This window comes from Neorhizobium descurainiae (assembly GCF_051400715.1).
Taxonomy (GTDB): Bacteria; Pseudomonadota; Alphaproteobacteria; order Rhizobiales; family Rhizobiaceae; genus Neorhizobium.
This window is the reverse complement of the sequence record NZ_JBLFFK010000018.1, coordinates 120,972-141,154: the sequence shown is the minus strand read 5'-3', so window position 1 is coordinate 141,154 and position 20,183 is coordinate 120,972. Positions and strand designations below refer to the sequence as shown.

Below are 20,183 nucleotides of genomic sequence, written 5' to 3'. Positions count from 1 at the left end.
CCATTCATAGGCCTCCGTGTAGCCTATGAATCACCGATTAGATGATTTGGGAATCCTGAATGTCGATCCGACCTAGGGGCTAAGCCCGCAGCCGACAAGCGCCTGTCGGTCTTCCTGACCAATGCTCTATCTGGCTGGCACGATACAGGCGACGTGAAGCTAAGCTTCCCAGAGATGCGCGAGGAGTTCGACGCCTCTCAAGAAGTCAAGCGGAAAGCCAAGATCATCGTTATCATCGGCAATCCGCCATACGATCGGTTCGCGGGCGTCGCGCAATCGGAAGAAGCACAGCTGGTTGCTCGCTATAAGGGTATCGAACTTGTAGACCATATCGATGCCAAGACGAAGCAGGTAAAGCGAGACGAATTCGGAAATACGAAGAAAAAACAACGCGGCCAAAGCGCGCTTTATCTCGAATATGGTGTGCGCAAGCAGCTACTTGATGATCTGTACATTCGTTTCTTCCGCATGGCTGAAGAGCGCATTGGTGAGGCGGCCGAATATGGGATTGTATCTTTCATTTCGAATTCTTCTTACCTGACCGGCCGTTCCCATCCGATTATGCGGAGATCGTTGTTGTCGAACTTCCATGATATCTGGATCGACAACCTGAATGGGGACAAATACCGAACGGGTAAGCTTATCCCGGCCGGGCTGCCCAACGCGGGCTCGGCAGACCAAAGCGCTTTCACCACGGATATGGATCCCCGTGGTATTCAGCCAGGAACGGCCATCGTCACGCTTATGAAACGTAAAGGCGCACAGGCCGACCCGACCAAAACGACAGTTCGCTATCGCGATTTTTGGGGGCAGGCTAGTAGGAAGCGTGCAGAGCTTATAGCGGCATTGCCCACAGGCATGAGCAATTCCTCGCCGGTTTACGAACCTGTTGTCCCCAATCGTGAGAATCGTTGGCGTCTTTCGCCAACAATGGTTGAGGGTGGGTTCGAAGCATGGCCGGCGCTTGATGATCTGTTTCCGGTTTATTATCAGGGCGTAAACCACAATCGAGGAATCGACGGCTCCGTCATAGACGTGAGCAAGTCGGTACTGGAGCGCCGCTTTGAAGTATACGTCGGTGCGAAGAGCTTTTCTGAAGCGATGAAGCTGGTTCCCAGCCTGGCGCCGGAAAAAGATGCTGATGGAAGAAGTGCAATTGCCGGATACGATCCCGAGCAGGTTTGGACCGATCTGAATAAGATTGGATATGACAAAAATAAAGTGACTGAGTTTCTGGTTTTTCCTTTCGATCAGCGATTTATTTATTACGAGACAGAAGCAAGATTACTAAACAGATCACGCCCAGAATTAGGAGTAAATCGGTTAGATAACGAATTTCTCTTGACGGTGCCGGAGCCTCGAAAAGCAAGTGAAGCACGGCCAATATTCTCTAAAACATTGGCAAATCTTCATGTTCATGAACGTGGGTCTGTAGTATTCCCTCGCCAAGTCAAGGATGCTCTATCGGGAGAAGCTTACGCGAATCTCACAGATGCGTCGTGGCGAGCTCTCGGAATTCATTTTGCTTTAACTGAGCAGCAGTTTGCCACCGGAGGAGCGTCGGTCCGCCCTCTGACTTTCTCAAGAGACAGCGAGGTTGCTCGTTCATTCGTAGGTCATCTCTTCCGGGCCGCTTTCGCCGTCATGCACGCACCTGCTTATCAGGCAGAACACAGAAGCGCTCTATCCGCCGATTGGGCGCATGTGCCTATTCCGAAGGATGCTGAACTTTTGGAAGCGCTTGTGGTTAAGGGCGAGCAGGTAACGCGTCTTCTCGACGCTGATGGCGATGCTCGCGATGTTATCGAAGCGATCATTGGTCGGGAGCGAGCGGCGGGCATCGGTCCTATGCGGCGAAGTGACGGTGGGCATCTCAGCCCTGATGACCTCAAAATCACCATTACCTATTGGGGTGGAGGCAAGGGGCGGTGGAGGCCCCATCCTTTTGGCATAGACGATGCACCCGATGAAGCTTGGGGCGAAAGTGTTTGGGGCGAGAAGACTGGCGACCTCTATATTAACGATGACGCCTTTTTCGCCAACGTGCCGGAGGCCGTGTGGCATTACCAGCTTGGTGGCTATCCCGTGCTCAAGAAATGGCTCGGTTACCGTCAGGCTGATCGCCGCGAGGGTCGAGCGTTGACGGATGATGAGCGCAAGTGGTTCCGACAGATCATCCAACGAATTGCGGCCCTGCTTGCTCTCGGTTCGGAACTCGATGCGCTTTACCAGCGTGCCGCTTCCGATGCCTTCACAGCGGCCGAGTTGGGGATCGAGCGGTGAAACGTCCAGCGGTGGTCATAGAGCGGGATGCCGTGGCGTTGACATCGCTTCTGCCTGAAATTCGAGCGCTCGCCGATTCCGAGAAAGATAGTGCTCTCGGCTTTCTTCCAGCCAAAGCTTTTGAAGATGCAATCGGGCGTGGCCGGTTGATTGCAGCCATTGTCGATGATCGCGGCTCTCGCAATTTCGCGGGGTATCTTTTGCACAGCGGAGTATTCCCCAATGCAAAGGTCCAACAGATCGCGGTTGCCAGCGCCTTTCGAAAGGTGGGGGTGGCCTCATCCCTTTTGAAAGCACTTGTCTCGGAGCTTGAACGTATCGGTTTTCTTTCTATTCGAGCGGATATAGCTTCCGATCTTACGAATGCTCTCGCTTTCTATACCAAGAACGGCTTCGAACCCGTGCTTGAGCACGCCGGTGGCAAAGCACGCGGACGCAAGATCATCGTACATTCGCGTCAACTCGACACCGCCAGTCTTTTCTCTTTTGCGGCGGCTCAAGCGAGCCTGCAAACTGACTTTGGAATCCGTCATCGTAATCCCGGCGAGGTTCCAGTTTTCGCATTCGATTTGAATGTTTACTTCGATCTTGTGAGGCAGAGAGATCAATCTGAATTTGCTCGCCGCCTGTTTGGCGAAGCATTGGGCCATACGATTCGTCTAGCAATCGCGGATGAGTTCGTTTCCGAACTTCGGAGAACGTCGAATGGCCTTTCTACCGATCCCATCCTTCAGATGGCTTTGCAACTTCCACGGCTACCGAAACCCGATGCGTCTGCGCTAGAGCAGGTTGCCGATCGAATCTACGACATCGTATTCGTGCAACGAAACGCCAAAGGCGTTGGCACCGACCAAGCCAAAAGCGACGCGAAGCATCTTGCTCAAGCGGCGATTTCTCACGCTTCGGCGTTTATAACTCGTGACGGCCCTATTTTGAATGCACGCAACGAACTTCTGTCTACGTTTGGAATCGACATAGCAACAGTCGAAGAAGTTCTGGACCTGTTGCCAGAACCTTTTAGCTCACCTTCAGTCGCGTTGCATGGCGAAGACTTTGAACTTGGCCCGATAGATACTGCGCAGCTATCAACATATCTCACAGAAATGGGCCTACCCACTTCAATCATTTCGGAATTTACAAAACTGGAGTCCTCGGTGGAGTTTATCCAGCGCGAGGCGATCCGATGTGATGGACGTGTTGTCGCGGCCGGGGTGATTCAGGTTCCTAAAGGCGTCGATCCTGCCGCGCGGATGATCGTGCATGTTCGGCACGAGCACCATGACGCCGAACTTTTCGCGGACCATCTGCTGAGCACGCTCGTGCGCACCTCAAGCAGGAGTGCGCCTGTCGCGATCGAATTAATCCATCTTGCGGGACAGTCGATCGTGAACAATTTGGCTGCTGCACGCGGATTTCAACGACATGCAAATTCGCCAACCTTCTCGAAAATCGCGGTCGGTAGGCCATGTTCTGTGAGCACATGGCCTGTGGTAGCTCAACAGGTGCGGCGGCGGACCGGGCTCGTCTTGCCGGATACATTGCCTATCACGTCAGCAGGTAACGAAATCGATATTCAAACTCCCAAGGGGGCGACAACACGGATCACTGCGGCCGTTCTGGAAGACCTACTTAGTCCCACGCTATTGGTTTGGCCGGGCCGAGATGGCGTCATCGTTCCTATTACGAGAACATATGCCGATGAGTTGCTAGGGACGGCGATCCAACCCAATTTGGCCTTTATCGCTAATCGCGATGCTGCTTTCCTCTCTCTACGAGGCTACGTCAACTCGCCGCGAACAGCCAACAAAATGCGGGCAGGCGCTCCTATTATCTTTTACGAATCAAAGGGGAAAGGCAACGGGAGAGGAGCTGCCGTAGCCGTGGCGCGAATCGTCAATTCGATTGTGGTGCCAAAATCCCAGCTGAACCCTAAATCCGACAAACGGTTGGTGATCAACAACGCCGATGGGTTTTCGGCAACTGACGACGTGCTCTTGACGACATTCGACAATCTTATGGCGTTTCCTACGCCGGTAATGTTCGACATGTTGAAGCGTTTCGATGCGGTCGGCCCCACGAATCTTATTTCCGCCGTCTCGCTTTCAAGTGAGAAAATTGACTCGATTCTTACTTGTGGATGGTCCAGTGGCAAAATTCGATGAAGCAATCATCTCAATTCGCCCCGCTTTTACAGAGGCAATTCTTTCCGGGAAGAAAACTGTTGAGCTTCGCCGCCGCATCCCTCCGGTAGAGGTAGGGGCACGTCTGTGGATCTACGCAACACGACCTGTAGCGGCCATTGTCGGAATTGCAATCATAGATACCATCTTTCGGGGGACGCCCCAAGCGGTATGGGAGACCTATTCCGATCGCATTGCGATTAATCGCCTGGAGTTCGATAGCTATTTTGAAGGAACACGAGAAGCCATTGGTATTCGGCTTTCCCAGATTCAAAGCGTACAACCGATCGGTATCGAGCAATTGCGCGTCTGGAAGGAAGGCTTTCATCCCCCGCAGGTACTGTCTCGGCTTAGTGCATCAGAGGCCAAGCGTCTCCTTCAAATGAGCTCATTTGAAGAAAAGCGCCCGAGCAATGTGGTGCGCCTTTTGCGAGCGTAAGGCGGCCGGATGACACGTGGTGAATTTGTCATGCGGTCGCTACCACTATCCCTTGCAAACCAATGCTGTTACTCCCATCTCTGAATGGCCTCTGGAATTGGCCAGTTGGCACGGTCGTTTGGACGGTCAACTGGAAACATGACTGCCGCGCAGGCCACGACGATTGTCATCGTCAGGCCGGCAAGGTCATTCCATGAGACTGTGAACATGGTTCGCACTCCTACGATTACACTATACCGCCATGCGTTTTTGAAACCCGCGTTGGGGGCGAGCCTGTTTGAGACAATGGGAAGAAGCCGACGGATAGAGGCGTGCGATTGGGGGGCGTTCGGCGCGAGCCGAGGTTCAGGGTTGGAGCTAGCCCCCCGATCACTGCAAAATGGGGAAATGTTTGGGATACGATTGGTTCAAAACACGAGGCTATCGCCACTTTGATGCGCCAGTTGGTGCCGCGTATGCCACCACCGTTTGTGATCCAAAATTCGTTGCCAAACACTCATGGCTCCCGCTCGTCCACTACGTTAAACGGGTCAAACAGTATAAGAAGAAGGACGGCAAGACCGTATACAAGGATCGCGATATTATGTTCGCGTCCCACCGCGATGCCTGTATTCTGTCGAAATATGCGCATGATGTTGGAGCGTTGCTTGATCGGCACTATGAAAATGCTGCCTTGACAGGCAATGTTATCGCTTATCGAAAATTGGGGCGGTCAAACTACGATTTTTCTGCCGATGCCTATCGCTTCGCCCAGAAGCTTGAGCCTTGCGTTGTGTTGTGCTTCGACATCACCGGCTTTTTTGACAATCTGGACCATGCCATCCTCAAGAATCGACTAAAGCACCTGCTTGGAGTCGATGAACTGCCGCCCGATTGGTACTCCGTTTTTCGCCACGTCACGAGGTTTAGCAGGGTTGAACGCAAGTCGCTTGAGACGCATCCGGTGTTCTCAAAACGGATCAAAGAGGACACTCGCGAGCCGATTGCGACTATCACGGAACTTCACAAGGCCGGAATTGCGATCACTACCAACCCGAACAAGTTCGGAATCCCGCAGGGTACTCCGATCAGCAGCGCCTTTTCGAACCTTTACATGATGGATGTCGATGCAGCCATGGTGAATGCCTGCGGCAAAATCGGAGCGCTCTATCAGCGCTACTCCGATGACATTCTGATCGTTTGCAGGCCGGACAGCGAGAAGGAAATCACTGACGCGCTTAAGTCTGTCATTACCGCGCACAAGCTCGAAATCAAGGATGAGAAAACGGAACGCGCGCTGTTCGGGCCTGGCAGCGAAGACATCTTTCAATACCTTGGATTCAATGTGTCGAAAGACGGAGCGATAATTCGTCCGACCTCATTGGCGAGGCAGTGGCGCAAGGCGCGTCGAGCAATTAAGACCACGAAGCGGATCGGTGAACAAGCAATGGCCGATGGGCACGCTGACAAAATCTATACCAAGCGGCTCCGTAAGCGCTTTGCGCCAGTTGGTGCGCGGAATTTCTCCAAGTACGCTAGGCGGGCCGCTGATGCCTTTGGATCAAAGCGGATTGTTCGGCAGGTGATGCGCCTCGAGCGGATGGTTGATCAGGCAATTCGGGACATGGACAAGTGAACATGGCCAGTTTTTTGCTATCGTGAATGGCTAAACTGAAACTGGCGTTGCTCATGTTTGCCCCATCGCGCGTGCGCAGGCGTTGGACCGGGTGTCATCCTCTTTCCTGTCCTAAGATTTATTTTCTAACTATCTGATATTGCTTGTATTTTAAGATAATTCAGGTTATTTCGAGTTGAGGCCAACAGGAGGTCTCAATGCCGAATTTACGTCTCACCCGCCGCGCGATCGATGATCTTCCACATGCCGACAGCGGCCAAATATTTTATCGTGATACCCTGCTGACTGGCTTCGGCCTTCGCGTCGGCACTCAATCCAAGGTCTATTATGCCGAGGGACAGGTGAACCGCCGGACCCGGCGTGTGACTATCGGCCGTGCAGATGTCTTCGCGCCGGAAATCGCCCGCAAAAAGGCCATGGCGCTGCTCGCCGAAATGGCGGAAGGTCTGGACCCGAATGCGGAGAAGCGCAGGGAGGCGGTGGTCAAGCTGACGCTGGCGGATGCTTTCGACACCTTCTTCGCCGCCCGGCCGCAGCTATCGGCCTACACTGTGCAGAACTACACGCGAACAGCCAAGCTATACCTCAAGGCATGGCGCAAGAAGCCGATCAACGAAATCACCCGGCAGATGGTGCTGAAGCGGCATCAGGAGCTTTCCGCCGAGATCGGCAAGACCACGGCCAACAATGTGATGCGGCATCTGCGCTCGGTCTACAACTTCGCCGCCGCGACCCATGACGAGTTCCCGCCGAACCCTGTGCAGATTTTGACGCAGGCGCGGGCATGGCACCGCGAGCAAAGGCGGCAAACCCTGGTGACCGCACTTGACCTGCCGTCATGGTGGAAAGCGGTCATGGCCGAGCCGGAACACTCCCGCGATTTCCTGCTCATGGCGCTATTCACGGGCATGCGCCGGGGCGAACTGATGGCGTTGCGCTGGGACAATGTGGACCTGAATGCGCGCACCCTGCATCTGCCGAAGACGAAGAACGGCGATCCCTTGAACCTGCCGCTCTCGACATTTCTCGTGGAGCTTTTGGCAGAGCGGTTTGCGCGGGCCGATGCTTCGCCCTATGTGTTCCCTGGGCCGGGCAAGGACGGTCATCTTGTAGAGACCAAGAAGTTTCTGCTTCGCGTCAGCGCCGGTTCTGGCGTCAGCTTCACCCTACACGATCTGCGGCGCACATTCATTACCATCGCCGAAAGCCTCGATGTTCCCTATTACGCGCTCAAGCGGCTGCTGAACCATCGCGCCACCGGCGATGTGACGGGCGGTTACATCGTTGTCAACGCTGAACGGTTGCGAGGGCCGGTGGAACAGGTTGCACAGCGGATATTGGAGTTGGTCAATGCAGAGGGCTGACACCATGACCGTCTATGCCGAAACGGTGCTGGAGCGCGTGCTGTTGGCAATCATAAAAGCGCATCCTTCCAGCGACACCGATGCCTCAGACTTGGAACGCCTCGATATGGCGATGACGGCGCTTATTGGCGCATTCCGGCCGGACACTGCCAGGATGGAACAGGCGCTCCTGTTCATGGTGCGGCAGAGGCAACGGGATGCGTGCGACTTCGAGATGAGCGCGTTCGGGTCACATCGCGACGAGGCCTTTGGTACCATTCGATCAATGAAACAGTTGGCCGCATTGGCCGCACGGGAGGTCATCGGGCTGGAACACGCTTGCGATATCCAGTCTGCGGCGCACCTTCTTTATGATGCTTATCGGGGGCGGAACGGCCTGAATTCGGTTGAGTACGATCATGTCAGAGAAGCGCGCGAAGACGAAGCCGTCCGGCGCATCTGCGACGAACTTGCCGAATGGGATATTGCCACGCTGCCTTGATACCGGTCCTTCTTGCAGCGGCGCATCGCGCCCCAGCATTGGACCCGCTTGCAATGCGTTTCACCATCGCAATCACTTCTTGTCTTAATCCTTCCTGACGCATATCTTCCCTATGCTTGGAACGCTTTCCTCGCCTTATGCGGCGAGCGATAGACCCATGACGCGGACTGACAATCCGCTGGGCCGGTAGCAGTCCGGAACCAGGCCGGCGAGACCAGTTCAACGCGGAGGTCTCATAAGCGAACGGGAGTTGCCCACCTCCGAGCGGGCCGAAGCCAGCGCCGACGTCACTCACCCCGAATTTCAGTTTTGGCACGCTCGCCTTTGCTCGCGCGTGCCCGGTGATGGAGTGGCCGCGATGGCAAATCCCAATACGCAAACACGTGTGCAGTCCGACGAATGGCTCTGCACAAAAGAGGTCGCACGGCTGACCAAGCTCAGCACGTCCCTATTCGAAAAAGCGCGTCTTCCAGGCCGCTGGAACGGCTTGCCATGGTACAAGATCGGCGGCCGGGTTCTTTACCGCAAGTCCGAGGTGCAGGACTGGATGAATACTTTCCGCATGACGGGAGGTGCTTACCATGTCTGACTTCATCCTACACTCCGATCAGCAATTCGCCTCGCCCGGTGATGCCGCTGTCTTCTACAAGTCGCTTGGCTGGGAGCCGCTCGTGCTTCCAGCTCGTGAGAAGGCGCCGAAAGGCAAGTGGGGAAACCTTACGGAAAGAAGCGACGAGGATTTGCGCCGTGCCTATGGTGGGGTCAGCAATATCGGCATCGCTCTCGGCAGCCGCTCGAACGGATTGCTCGACATCGATTTCGATTGGCCCGAGGCGGCGCGCATTGCCAACCTTGTTCTCGCCCATCTACCGAGTTTCGGGCGCAAGGGTTCGCCCAACAGTCATCGTTTTGCCAAGGGCAAGCTGGGAAAGAACACCCGCTTCCAGCTTCCAGCCACTGCGCAGAACCTGTTCGATACCGACAAGGCGACTGTTCTCGAACTGCGCGGCGACGGCCTACAAACCATGGTTCCGCCTTCGGTTCACCCGAACGAGGAACTGTTGCGCTGGAATGATGACCCGCGCCGCATTCCGGAGGCGGATGGAGAAGAACTTGAGCGCTATGCCGGTTGCGTCGCCTTCCTGGCTATCGTCTTGAACCGCTATCCGCGCGGGTCCGGCAATCGCGACAACATATGTCTCGCGCTGGCGGGTACGCTGATCCGTGCCGGATTCACCGACGATGAAATCGATTCCTGGGTGAAGCATGTCGCTTTTCTCTCGGGAGATGAGGAAGCAGATAAGCGCGGCAAGTCTGCGGCGAGCCGTGCGAAGTTCGATGCCGGCGAGGAGACCTGGGGACTTCCAGCGCTCTGCGAATTCCTCGGCATCGAGCCTATGGAAAAGACTCTGCGGAAATGGATTGGCCTCGGGGATGATGGAGATGGCGTTGACCTCAACGCCATCGTCGTTCGCCCCGGCGAGCTTCCGCAGGCGGTTGATCGGGCAGAACAAGCCTTGATCGACAATGGCGTCGAAATCTTTCAGCGGTTTGAATCTCTGGTGCGTGTCGCCCGGATCATGACAAGCGCCGAGAGCGAGGGGATCAAACGAGAGACCGGCTCCCTCGTGCTGCAAATCGTGACAAGCCCCTGGCTTCGCGAGCAGTTCGCCCGCCATGCACGATGGGCGAAGAAGCAGAAGAAAAAGCTCGTCCCGGTCGACCCGCCAACCGATGCCGCCACGGCCTATCTCGCGCGCGTCGGGAACTGGAACCTTCGCTTTTTAAAAGGAGTCATCCAGGCACCTACGCTTCGTCCGGACGGCTCCGTGCTTCAGGACAAAGGCTACGATGCAGACACGGGCCTGCTCTACGATCCGGGACGAACGGAATTTGAACGAGTTCCCGATCATCCGACGCAAGAGGAAGCCCGTGTGGCACTCGATCTTCTCAAGCAGCCATTCCGCGAATTCCGCTTCGATGGTGAGCCTCATCGCAGCGTCGCTCTCGCCGCCGTCATGACGGCGCTGGTGCGCCGCATGTTTCCCTCCGCGCCGCTCTTCGCCGTTGATGCGCCGACAGCCGGTTCCGGCAAGTCGCTGCTCTCCGAAATCGTCTGCATTATCGCCACGGGCCACAAACCGGCAATGATGTCGCAAGGCAAGTCCGACGAGGAGAACGAAAAGCGGCTCTCCTCCGTGCTGATGGCTGGCGACCCGGTGATCGTCATCGATAATTGCGACCGACCTATTGAGGGTGATTTCCTCTGCACGATGCTTACCCAGGAGAAGGTGAGGCCGCGCATTCTCGGTCAATCCGAGGTGCGCAATGTGCCCACCGGCAGCCTTGTCATCGCCACCGGCAACAATCTCGAGCTCGCCGGCGACGTGACGCGACGCACGCTCTTTTGCCGTATAGATACCGGTCAAGAGCGGCCCGACCAGATCGAGTACAGCTTCGATGCGATTGCCGAAACGGTCGAGTTGCGCGCCCGACTTGTCGTGGCCGCGCTCACGGTGCTTCGGGCCTACATTGCGCAAGGTAGGCCGATGCCGCTCAAGAAGATCGGGTCGTTCGAGCAATGGGGGCTAATCCGAGAGGCGCTAGTCTGGCTCGACCAGCCGGACCCGGCGCTGACCCGTGAACTGGTCATGGCTGACGATCCGCATAAGGCGGTCTTGGTCGATTTCCTGCGGCTCTGGCGCGACGTTTTTGGCTCGATGAAAAAGAGCTTGAGCGAAGTCGCGCACATGGCGCAGGAGGAAGGGCATGCAGGCGCGCAGGCCATTATCGGCGAGCTGATCGCTAACACCAACGGCAGGGTATTCAACACCAGAAGCGCCGGGAAATTCCTGCGCAAGCATGTCGGGCGCATCGCGGGCGGCATGATGCTCAAGACCGAGACGGACAGTTCCGGCATCAAGCATTATTTTGTGCTTGAGGTTGGGCAGCGAAAGGCTGAGCCGGAGCCAGCCGGCGATGTCCCCTTTTAGAAGAGAAGCGGGGCGGCAGGTTTGGGCCGGTTTGCCGGGTTTTATTTGGCCCGGTAGGCCGTGCAAAACCTGCCATACCTGTTCAAACCTGCGGGCGGCCTGCGGGGGCGCTTACCTGCCGCCCCGGCAGGCCCTCTAAGGGGCTTCGGAGGGCGCTGGAAGCACGCTGGGTGCGTAGGTGGGGCAAAGCCTGGCGTGCGCTTGATGGTGTCTGACGGCCCGCTACGTGCCCTATATGCGTGCGGCTAAATTTGCGGCGTCTGAAGCTCTCGGTTCGGCCTTACTTCGGGAGAACTACCCCACGAACGCCTTCAGCATTTTGGCGGCGCGATCCAGTTGATCTTCATTCATTCGTGAAAGAGTCCGATGGATGTCAGTGAGAAGTCGTGCGCGGTCGCCTGTCCCCGGTGCGGCATCCGCACCGAATAGGACCGGAGCTGGAACGTCTAACGCCACTGCGATCTTCTCGGCCGTATCGAAAAGTGGTGCGGCTTTGCCCCGCTCGATCTTTCCGATGGTTTCCTGAGTCACGCCAACTTCATCGGCCAGGCGCTCAAGCGTCCAGCCCTTGGCTTTCCGGTGATGGCGAACGTTTGCGCCGAAGAGGTGTTGTAGTTCCATGCGTCCGCAAGATGGACGGCATACAGCTTGTCAAATCCATAGATAGGAACTATGGATTCCTAAAAATAAGAACTACAACATCTTTATCGGAAGAAACTAAAGCCTTGGTTCTTAGATGTCGGTTGCCGGGTTGCTCTTTGAGATCCTCCGCTGGCTCGTGGTCGCCTTCTTCGGTGGTCAGGCGGCTATGTTCATCGGCCTCGTCATCTGGATGATTTGGACCGATGCCATCAAGCCGCGCCTGATCCCCACCACCGAAATCAACCGCGTGGCCGACGAGATCATCGAAAACTTTTCTGATCCGCATGAGGAAGCCTTCGCCCGGCACGAGCGCGCCTGGTATCGCAGCGATGGCGCGGAGCAGACTTATTGGCTTCGCGTGCGGAAGGCGGTCAGGAAGCGCCTGGAGCGGTCGTGAGGCCGTTATTCGAACAGGGGGCCGTATCCACCGGCCGACTTGCGGCGGGTCTCGCTTTCACGGGCCTCGCTGACTTCACGCCAGATGTCATAGGTCTCCCTAACCATCTGGTCGAGTTCATCGAAGCCATAGAGGGCAATCCCCGCATCGGTCCAGAGCTTGGCGGGCCGCTGGTCTTCGACCACGTCGCCGAATTGGAGAATGCCAAGCCGAGCCTCGGAGAAGTCGGGATTGGCTAGCCGGATATGCTCGTGCATCATCGAGAAGACAAACCGCCGTGCGTCAGCGGTCAAGCGCTTACCGCGCCGGGGATCGATGAAGACGATCAGCGGGGCGCCGTCCAGTGCCGTGACCATTGGCAACCAGTATTCAACTTTCTCGCCGACGCTGAGGGAGAGCGAAAAGAAATCTTGATACCGGCTGCCCATTGCATTGGCACTGGCGAACTCATAGAGCCCTTTAGCTACAAGCAGATTGGCGTCCCGCTCATCGTTGGAGGTCGCCTTTGCTCGGATCAAACGGTCCAAGGTCGGCCATGCGATCGGGTCAGTTGCGGTTAGCAAGTCAAGCTTGACATTAAAGATACCGGCAAAGAGTGCTCGCACCGGCTTGTATGTGATCGTGGGATGGCCGAGACGGAAAATCTCAAGGGCACCGCGTTTCCGCTCGGTCGCCAGCGGCGCGATGCGGGCAAGGTCGATTTCAGGTAAGCGGCGTATCTTCATCGGGCTCTCCCGCGACCGGAGTCGCGCCTACGGAAACCTTGTGGAACTTGAATCGCTTAACAATGATATCATCGGGGATTCGCAATCCCAAAGCAACCGATGTTCTTCCTTTGTCCGCAATGTAGTCCCAAGGGGCGTCCTTGGCGTGGGAGATATCGACCAGGCGTCCGGGTGAGAGTTGACCATAGGAGGCCATGATCCGCGCTATATGACGGCGGATATTCGGATCGTCAGGCAGTGACAGCGGTGCTCGCGCGCCGGTCAGCACATCTTGTCTGTCAGCCCGGAAATCGATGGGGTTGCTGCCGGCCGACTTGAAGGCCGAATAGACAGTCGGATGCACCGGGCCATACTGCCAGGCCTCGAAATAGCCGCTGACGAGGGGGCGCTTCGACTCGATCAGGAAAATGGAGTGGGCGAAGTAGAGAAGCTTCTGAAGAGCAAGGTTGGTGACGTCGATCCCGGAACGGTCGGCCTCGTCCAACATCAGGTTGGCGATGGCTCTCGGATCATATGGACCACCGCTCATCGCAACACTTCCGCTTTCCTTCATCCAAGGTGGAAGTGGTGCCGCCTACGTGACTCGAACACGTGACCCCATCATTACGAATGATGTGCTCTACCGACTGAGCTAAGGCGGCTCACCAAGCGCAGGGCAACCTACTATCGCCCTACTATTTTATTCCTTCATCCGCCAAGCCATTGGCTTCGAACATCATTCCCGAGAGGACCCGGTAATTACGAATGATGTGCTCTACCGACTGAGCTAAAGCGGCACGGGCAGCGGACGGCTCGGCCGGGCTGCGAGTGATGCGGCTGATACAAGCAATGACCGGCGATTTCAAGCCGGGATTTGATCCGTCCGGCGATTTTCCTCAAATGATCCGTCTTCCGCGCGAGCTCAAAGCGCGAGCCGGGCGCGTGCCGTCCGGTATTCGCCCTCCAGCCGGTCGACCAGTTCGGCGACGGAAACCACCGCCTTGACGGCGCCGACGCCCTGTCCGGCGCCCCAGATTTCCTTCCAGGCCTTCGGGCCGCTCAGGGCCTTGTCGAAATCCATCTTGGTAGGGTCGGCCGCAGGCAGCGCGTCGGGGTCCATGCCCATCGCGGCGATCGAGCCCTTCAGATAGTTGCCGTGAACGCCGGTGAAATAGTTCGAATAGACGATATCGGCGGCGTTCGAGGCGACGATCATCTCTTTGTAGGCGTCCGCGGCGCGTGCCTCGCGGGTGGCGATGAAGGGCGAGCCGATATAGGCCATGTCCGCCCCCATGGCCTCCGCTGCGAGAATGCCGCCACCCGTGGCGATCGCGCCCGCGAGCAGCAGCGGGCCGTCGAACCATTGGCGGATTTCCTGCACCAGTGCGAAGGGGGAAAGCGTGCCGGCATGGCCGCCGGCGCCGGCGGCGACAGCGATCAGCCCGTCCGCGCCCTTGCGGATCGCCGAGTTGGCGTGCCGGTTGTTGATGACGTCGTGCAGCACGATGCCGCCATAGGAATGCACGGCCGCATTGACTTCGGGCACCGCCCCGAGCGAGGAGATGACGATCGGCACCTTGTATTTCACGCACATCGTCAGATCGTGCTCCAGCCGCTTGTTGGACATGTGCACGATCTGGTTGACGGCAAAGGGAGCGGCGGGCCTTTCCGGATTTGCGGCATTATAGGCGGCAAGCTCCTCGGTGATGTAGGCCAGCCATTCGTCGAGCTGGCTTTCCGGCCTCGCATTGAGCGCCGGAAAGGCGCCGACCACCCCGGCCTTGCATTGCGCCAGCGTCAGCTCCGGATGGGAGATGATGAAGAGCGGCGAGGCGACCGCGGGCAGGCGCAGCCTGTCCTTGAGGATTGCTGGAAGCATAAGGAAAGAGCCCTCCCGATTTACCTTTACGCAAACGTAAGTCTGTCTAGCAGATGCCGCCCGCCGCGAAAAGCCAGTGGAAAAACTTCCACGGGCCGGCCGGCCGGAGGTTCGCGAACGGGCATCGACATATCCTGACCTTATTTCTCGCCATGGTGCGGCGGACAGGCGGTGCTTGCAGTTCCGGATCGGAGAGGTTACCGAAACGTAAACGCGTGCGTATCGGGCCCGTGTATCGGGAATGAGTAGGAAGAAGGACCGGCAGTGAGCGGTTTGGAAACGGCCATCAGGAATGCACTGGATCGCTCGGACCGGGCGGACCGGGAGATCAGGGCTCGTATTTATCAGTCGGCGCGTCAGGCGCTGGATGCCGGTCTTCGCAAGCAGGGCGTTACCGACCGGCTGGTCATCATGCAGCAGCACGAACGGCTGGAAGAGAAGATCCACGAAATCGAGATGGCGGAGCTTCAGCGCCTGGCTCAGCCGGCGCCGGAATCCGTGGTCGAACTTCATCCGGAGCCGGTCCGTGCGCCGAAGGCCGAGCCGTCCGTCGTGGAAGCCGCTTCTCGGCCGGCCGCGCCGGACCCGGAGGTTATGTTTCGCGGGGAGACGCGGTCTGCTTCGTCTGTTGCACCCCCGGTTGCCCCCGCTCCGCCTGTGGCGCCTGCCGAAACCGGGTCGATCGGGGCTATGGAGGGATTCGGTGATTTCGGCGCGACCCGCGCTGACCGCATCGAGGTCGAGCGGGTCGAAGCCGGACCACAGGCGAAAGCGAGAACAGCCGAGCCCGCCAAGGCGAAGAAAAGGGCGGCACCGCCGTCCGATACGGGTCTGGATGTTCCGCCGGAACGGGCCGCCAAGCCGCGGAAGCGCCGGGGCTTCCTTTCGCATCTGCTGACCTGGATGGTCACGCTGGCCGTCGTCGGCGGCGCCTGCTGGTGGTTCTACCGGTCCGGCGTGGTCCAATCCGTCATCGAGGAAGCCATGAAGGCGGCGGACCGGCCGGCGGGGAGCGCGCAGGGGTCGGGCCAGGGACCGGTCGCCTTCGATCCGCAGAGCGGCTTTTCCGACGACTGGGTGGAAATCTTCGTGCCCTCGAACGTGGCCGAAATGAAGCCCGGCGGCCAGGCGCGGGTGGAAGCCGTGACGGGAGCCGAGGGCGAGGCCGTCCGGATCGTGTCCGCCACGCCCGGAGAGGGTGGCGATGTGGCGATCGACGTGCCGCCGGAAGTGCTGCGCGAGATGGCCGGCAAGAGTTCGACGGTGGCGCTGACGCTGCAATCGGGCCAGGATCGCTCCGCGCAACTGTCGGTGCGCTGCGAATTCGGAAGCCTGGGCAGCTGCAGCCGCCACCGGTTCACCGCCACGCAAGAGAAGCTGGAGGCGCTCTTCCGCGTGACCTTCGATCGGTCGCTGGCGCCCAACAGGCCCGGCCAGCTGATCATCAACAGCGGCATCGACGGCGCCGACCGGCCCGTGCTGCTCTATTCCGTCCGCATCCTGCCGGGCCAATAAGCGCCTATTTCAGGAACTTCGGCCCCAAGCCGAGGATCTTGTCGTCGATGTCGCCGATCGACTGCTTGTCCTTGCCCTCATAGTCGAGCGAGAGAAGGATATGGCGGATGAGGTTGATGCGGGCGCGGCGCTTGTCGTTCGCCCGCACGATGGTCCACGGCGTTTCTTGTCTATGGGTCTTTTCGAACATCACGTTGCGCTTTTCGGTGTAATCGTCCCATTTGTTGAGCGCGGCGATATCCATGGGCGACAGCTTCCAGATCTTGAGCGGGTCGTGCCGGCGGTCGTGGAAGCGCTTGAGCTGCATCTCGCGGCCGATATCAAGATAGAACTTGAAGAAGATGATGCCCTCGTCGAAGATCGTATCCTCGAAGCGCGGAGCGGCCTTCATGAAATCCTTGTATTGCTCCGGCGTGCAGAAACCCATGACCGGTTCGACGCCGGCGCGGTTGTACCAGGAACGGTCGAAGAGCACGATTTCGCCCGAGGTGGGGAAATGTGAGATATAGCGCTGGAAATACCATTGCCCCACTTCGGTGTCGGTCGGCTTGTTGAGCGCCACGACACGGGCCGAGCGCGGATTGAGATAGGCATGGGTGGCGAAGATCGCGCCGCCTTTGCCGGCCGCGTCGCGCCCCTCGAAAAGTGCCATCAGCCGCTTGCCGCTCGCCTTCAGCCAGAATTGCACCTTCACCAGTTCGATCTGTAGCTTTTCGAGCTGTTTTTCGTATTTCTCCTTGTCCATCTTGTCGTCATAGGGGTAGCCGCCCGATTCCAGCGCGTGGTCCTCGATCCAACCCGGCAATTCCGGATCATCGATATCGAAGCGCTTGAACTTGCCATTGATGTCGAGAGTGACTGCCCGGCTTCCGGTCGCATCCGCCATGATCTTTTTCCCTTCAATCCGCCGACAGGGCGAACTTCACATGTAACGCAAGTTCGAAATTCCGCTACAGCCCTGTGCACCTTGATTTTTATGATATTCATCGGGAGCGATGCATATCTGTCATGCAAGGGATATATGAGCACGCGTTCAACTCATTGAGGCTGCGGGTCGGGTCGTGGAGTCGGTTCAGGAGAAATGGCGGAAGGTTTGGGGCACGCTGGCTGCGGGAATCCGCCGTGAAAGGCCTCTGCTGCTGCTTCTGACGCTGCTCGCCCTGCTCGCGTTCCTGGCCGGCATGCGATGGCCGGGTGTCGTCGTGGGCTGGCTGCTGCTGGTGCTCGTGGTCGTGGCGCGCAAGCCGGCCGCGCCGCCGGTCGAGGAACCGCAGGCCGTCGAGGATGAGGAGCCGGTCTTCGATCCGTTGCCGCAGGTGGCCGCGACGCTCGGCGCGCTGGACATGCCGGCCTTCGTGCTCGGCCGCGACGCCACGGTGCTGTTTCAGAACAAGGCGGCGGAGAGGGCCTTCGGCATTTTGCCGGCCGGGTCGCATCTTTCCGCGAGACTGCGTTCGCCGGGCATTCTCGACATGGTGCGCGAGACCATCGCCACCGACGAGCCGAACCAGATCGAGCATTCGGAGCGCCTTCCTTCGGAGCGCGTCTATACCCTGCGCATCGCGCCGATCGATCTCGGCCAACCCGTGCCCGTGGTGGAGAAGCTGTACCTTCTATCCTTCCGGGATATTTCCGAACTGCGCCGCATCGACCGCATGCGCTCGGATTTCGTCGCCAATGCCAGCCATGAATTGCGCACCCCGCTTGCGTCGCTGAGAGGCTTTATCGAGACCCTGCAGGGGCCGGCGCGCTCCGATCCGGCCGCACAGGAACGCTTCCTCGCCATCATGTTCGACCAGGCGACGCGCATGAGCCGCCTGGTCGACGATCTCATGTCGCTCTCCCGCCTGGAGCTCAAGTCCCACATCGCGCCCGACCAGACGGTCGATCTGAAGCCGCTGATCGGCCATGTGCGGGATGCGCTGCTGCCGCTAGCCGACGATCTCGGCGTCGAGATCCGCACCCATCTGCCCGAAGGCAAGGTGGAGGTGCTTGGCGACCGCGACGAACTCGTCCAGGTTTTCGAGAACCTGATCGAAAATGCCTGCAAGTATGGGCAGGAAGGCAAAGTCGTCGATGTCTACCTCAGGAACGGCGTTTCCGAACCGGTGGAAGTCAGCATCGTGGACCAGGGGCCGGGCATTCCGGCAGAGCACGTTCCACGGTTGACCGAACGCTTCTACCGGGTCAGCGTGGCCGACAGCCGCTCCAAGAAAGGCACTGGTCTCGGCCTTGCGATCGTCAAGCACATCCTGACCCGCCACAGGGCTCGCCTGATCGTGAAGTCGGAAGTCGGCAAGGGAAGCGAGTTCACCGTGAGGTTTTGACATGAAATCATGTCACTGCAAAGCAGTGCAATACATTTATCAAGCAATATCAATAGTTTGATATGTCACAAATGTTTCATCGAGTTGACATAAAAGGAGCGGGCTACAACGGCTAAGACAGGCGGGCCGAGCACCGGCGAGAGCGAGAGCCGGTGACGTCCGCATTCACACAAGCCCCTGACGGGAGACACCTCATGAATATCTTGAAACTTTCTGCAGCAGCCCTCGTGGCCTCCGTTGCATTTGCCGGTGCCGCCGCTGCGCGTGACCAGGTCCAGGTTGCTGGTTCCTCCACCGTTCTTCCCTATGCGAAGATCGTTGCCGAAACCTTCGGTGAAACCTTCCCGAACTTCAAGACGCCGGTTGTCGAATCGGGCGGCACGGGCGCCGGCCTCAAGGAATTCTGCAAGGGCGTCGGTGAAGCCACGATCGACATCGCAAACGCTTCGCGCCCGATCAACAAGTCTGAACTCGAAGCCTGCAAGGCTGCCGGCGTCACCGATATCCAGGAAGTCCGCATCGGCTACGACGGTATCGTTTTCGCCACCGACATCGGCAACCCGGACCCGAAGATCGAGCCCAAGGACATCTACAAGGCTCTGGCAGCCCAGGTCGTTGTTGACGGCAAGCTCGTCAACAACCCCTACAAGAACTGGTCCGAAATCAACCCGACCCTGCCGAACGGCCCGATCGCCGCTTACATTCCCGGCGAAAAGCACGGCACGCGCGAAGTTTTCGAACTGAACGTTCTCGCCGCTGGCTGCAAGGACGCCGGTGCGACTGAAGTGATCGCCAAGGAAATCGCCGACAAGGCCGCCCAGACCAAGGCTTGCGTCGCGGTCCGCAAGGACGGCGTTGCCGTGGACATCGACGGCGACTACACCGAGACCCTCGCCCGTATCGCCGCCAACAAGACCGGCCTCGGCGTATTCGGCCTCGCCTTCTATGAAAACAACGCCGACAAGCTGAAGGTTGCGACCGTCCGCAACATCAAGCCGACCGCTGCCTCGATCGCCGACGGCACCTACCCGGTCTCCCGTCCGCTGTTCTTCTATGTGAAGAAGGCTCACCTCGGCGTCGTTCCGGGCCTCAAGGAATATGTCGAGTTCTTCACCTCCGACGATATGGTCGGCCCCGACTCGCCGCTCGTCGAATACGGCCTCGTCGCTGCTCCGGACGCTCAGCGCGACGCGGTCCGCAAGGACTTCGCCGCCGGCAAGACCATGTAATGACCTGTGGATCGGCGCCGCGTCCTGAGCGGCGCCGGTTCCTTTCGGCCGGGTGTTCGAAAACGCCGGCTGTGATCGTCGCATCGATGCGATGATCGTTGCGCATTGCGCGACGGCGAATGCGATCGGTTCCGA

General features: G+C 58.3%; 16 protein-coding genes, 1 tRNA gene and 2 pseudogenes. 13 read left to right on the top strand and 6 right to left on the bottom strand.

What is annotated here, in order from left to right; all coding sequences use genetic code 11:
- Positions 1–153 precede the first annotated feature (153 nt).
- From ACMGE0_RS25255 to ACMGE0_RS25215, 9 genes and pseudogenes are all read left to right on the top strand, one after another.
- A complete protein-coding gene (locus ACMGE0_RS25255; RefSeq protein WP_436818641.1) occupies positions 154–2,283 on the top strand; it encodes a type ISP restriction/modification enzyme in 2,130 nt (709 codons plus the stop codon).
- On the top strand, positions 2,280–4,445 hold the full coding sequence (locus tag ACMGE0_RS25250) for a GNAT family N-acetyltransferase (protein ID WP_436818640.1): 2,166 nt from the start codon (positions 2,280–2,282) through the stop codon (positions 4,443–4,445). The genes ACMGE0_RS25255 and ACMGE0_RS25250 overlap by 4 nt, the downstream gene beginning before the upstream one ends.
- Positions 4,429–4,902, top strand: a complete 474-nt coding sequence (locus ACMGE0_RS25245; protein ID WP_436818639.1) for an ASCH domain-containing protein — start codon at positions 4,429–4,431, stop codon at positions 4,900–4,902. Before ACMGE0_RS25250 ends, ACMGE0_RS25245 begins: the two co-directional genes overlap by 17 nt.
- Before the next feature lie 391 nt (positions 4,903–5,293).
- Positions 5,294–6,517, top strand: a complete 1,224-nt coding sequence (locus tag ACMGE0_RS25240; protein WP_436818638.1) for a reverse transcriptase domain-containing protein — start codon at positions 5,294–5,296, stop codon at positions 6,515–6,517.
- A gap of 197 nt (positions 6,518–6,714) precedes the next feature.
- Positions 6,715–6,981, top strand: a pseudogene (locus ACMGE0_RS25235) (integrase arm-type DNA-binding domain-containing protein); the annotation flags it as partial.
- Between the two features lie 15 nt (positions 6,982–6,996).
- Complete coding sequence (locus ACMGE0_RS25230; RefSeq protein ID WP_436818647.1) at positions 6,997–7,881, top strand: tyrosine-type recombinase/integrase; 885 nt, start codon at positions 6,997–6,999, stop codon at positions 7,879–7,881.
- A gap of 4 nt (positions 7,882–7,885) precedes the next feature.
- Positions 7,886–8,362, top strand: coding sequence for a hypothetical protein (locus ACMGE0_RS25225; RefSeq protein ID WP_436818637.1), 477 nt, complete (start codon positions 7,886–7,888; stop codon positions 8,360–8,362).
- Positions 8,363–8,720: 358 nt separating this feature from the next.
- Complete coding sequence (locus tag ACMGE0_RS25220) at positions 8,721–8,951, top strand: helix-turn-helix transcriptional regulator (protein ID WP_436818636.1); 231 nt, start codon at positions 8,721–8,723, stop codon at positions 8,949–8,951.
- On the top strand, positions 8,944–11,355 hold the full coding sequence (locus ACMGE0_RS25215) for a bifunctional DNA primase/polymerase (protein WP_436818635.1): 2,412 nt from the start codon (positions 8,944–8,946) through the stop codon (positions 11,353–11,355). Before ACMGE0_RS25220 ends, ACMGE0_RS25215 begins: the two co-directional genes overlap by 8 nt.
- Positions 11,356–11,847: 492 nt before the next feature.
- Here ACMGE0_RS25215 and ACMGE0_RS25210 read toward each other — a convergent pair.
- A pseudogene (locus tag ACMGE0_RS25210) lies at positions 11,848–11,976 on the bottom strand (helix-turn-helix domain-containing protein); the annotation flags it as partial.
- Between the two features lie 115 nt (positions 11,977–12,091).
- Between ACMGE0_RS25210 and ACMGE0_RS25205 the strand changes: the two are divergent.
- Positions 12,092–12,394 (top strand): hypothetical protein, encoded by a 303-nt coding sequence (locus ACMGE0_RS25205; RefSeq protein WP_436818634.1) that lies wholly within the window; start codon positions 12,092–12,094, stop codon positions 12,392–12,394.
- A gap of 5 nt (positions 12,395–12,399) precedes the next feature.
- Here ACMGE0_RS25205 and socB read toward each other — a convergent pair whose 3' ends face one another.
- From socB to ACMGE0_RS25185, 4 genes are all read right to left on the bottom strand, one after another.
- Positions 12,400–13,119, bottom strand: coding sequence for a type VI toxin-antitoxin system SocB family DNA replication inhibitor toxin (gene socB, locus ACMGE0_RS25200; RefSeq protein ID WP_436818633.1), 720 nt, complete (start codon positions 13,117–13,119; stop codon positions 12,400–12,402).
- The gene (socA, locus tag ACMGE0_RS25195) at positions 13,097–13,648 is read right to left on the bottom strand and encodes a type VI toxin-antitoxin system SocA family antitoxin (protein ID WP_436818632.1); all 552 of its coding nucleotides are present in this window, start codon (positions 13,646–13,648) and stop codon (positions 13,097–13,099) included. The genes socB and socA overlap by 23 nt, the downstream gene beginning before the upstream one ends.
- A gap of 36 nt (positions 13,649–13,684) precedes the next feature.
- Positions 13,685–13,760 (bottom strand) — tRNA-Thr (locus ACMGE0_RS25190).
- A 260-nt stretch (positions 13,761–14,020) separates the two neighbouring features.
- Positions 14,021–14,977, bottom strand: coding sequence for an NAD(P)H-dependent flavin oxidoreductase (locus tag ACMGE0_RS25185; protein ID WP_436818631.1), 957 nt, complete (start codon positions 14,975–14,977; stop codon positions 14,021–14,023).
- A gap of 264 nt (positions 14,978–15,241) precedes the next feature.
- On the opposite strand from ACMGE0_RS25185, the gene ACMGE0_RS25180 reads away from it, so the two are divergent.
- Entirely contained in the window at positions 15,242–16,492 is a 1,251-nt protein-coding gene (locus tag ACMGE0_RS25180) for a hypothetical protein (RefSeq protein WP_436818630.1), read from the top strand.
- A 4-nt stretch (positions 16,493–16,496) separates the two neighbouring features.
- Here the strand turns inward: ACMGE0_RS25180 and ppk2 are convergent, their stop codons facing one another.
- The gene (gene ppk2, locus ACMGE0_RS25175) at positions 16,497–17,378 is read right to left on the bottom strand and encodes a polyphosphate kinase 2 (RefSeq protein WP_436818629.1); all 882 of its coding nucleotides are present in this window, start codon (positions 17,376–17,378) and stop codon (positions 16,497–16,499) included.
- A 175-nt stretch (positions 17,379–17,553) separates the two neighbouring features.
- On the opposite strand from ppk2, the gene phoR reads away from it, so the two are divergent.
- Together phoR and ACMGE0_RS25165 are read left to right on the top strand one after the other, a co-directional pair.
- Positions 17,554–18,819 carry a phosphate regulon sensor histidine kinase PhoR gene (gene phoR, locus ACMGE0_RS25170; RefSeq protein WP_436818628.1) on the top strand — a complete coding sequence of 422 codons (1,266 nt, stop codon included), beginning with the start codon at positions 17,554–17,556 and terminating at the stop codon, positions 18,817–18,819.
- A gap of 194 nt (positions 18,820–19,013) precedes the next feature.
- Positions 19,014–20,048, top strand: a complete 1,035-nt coding sequence (locus ACMGE0_RS25165) for a substrate-binding domain-containing protein (protein ID WP_436818627.1) — start codon at positions 19,014–19,016, stop codon at positions 20,046–20,048.
- Positions 20,049–20,183 lie beyond the last annotated feature (135 nt).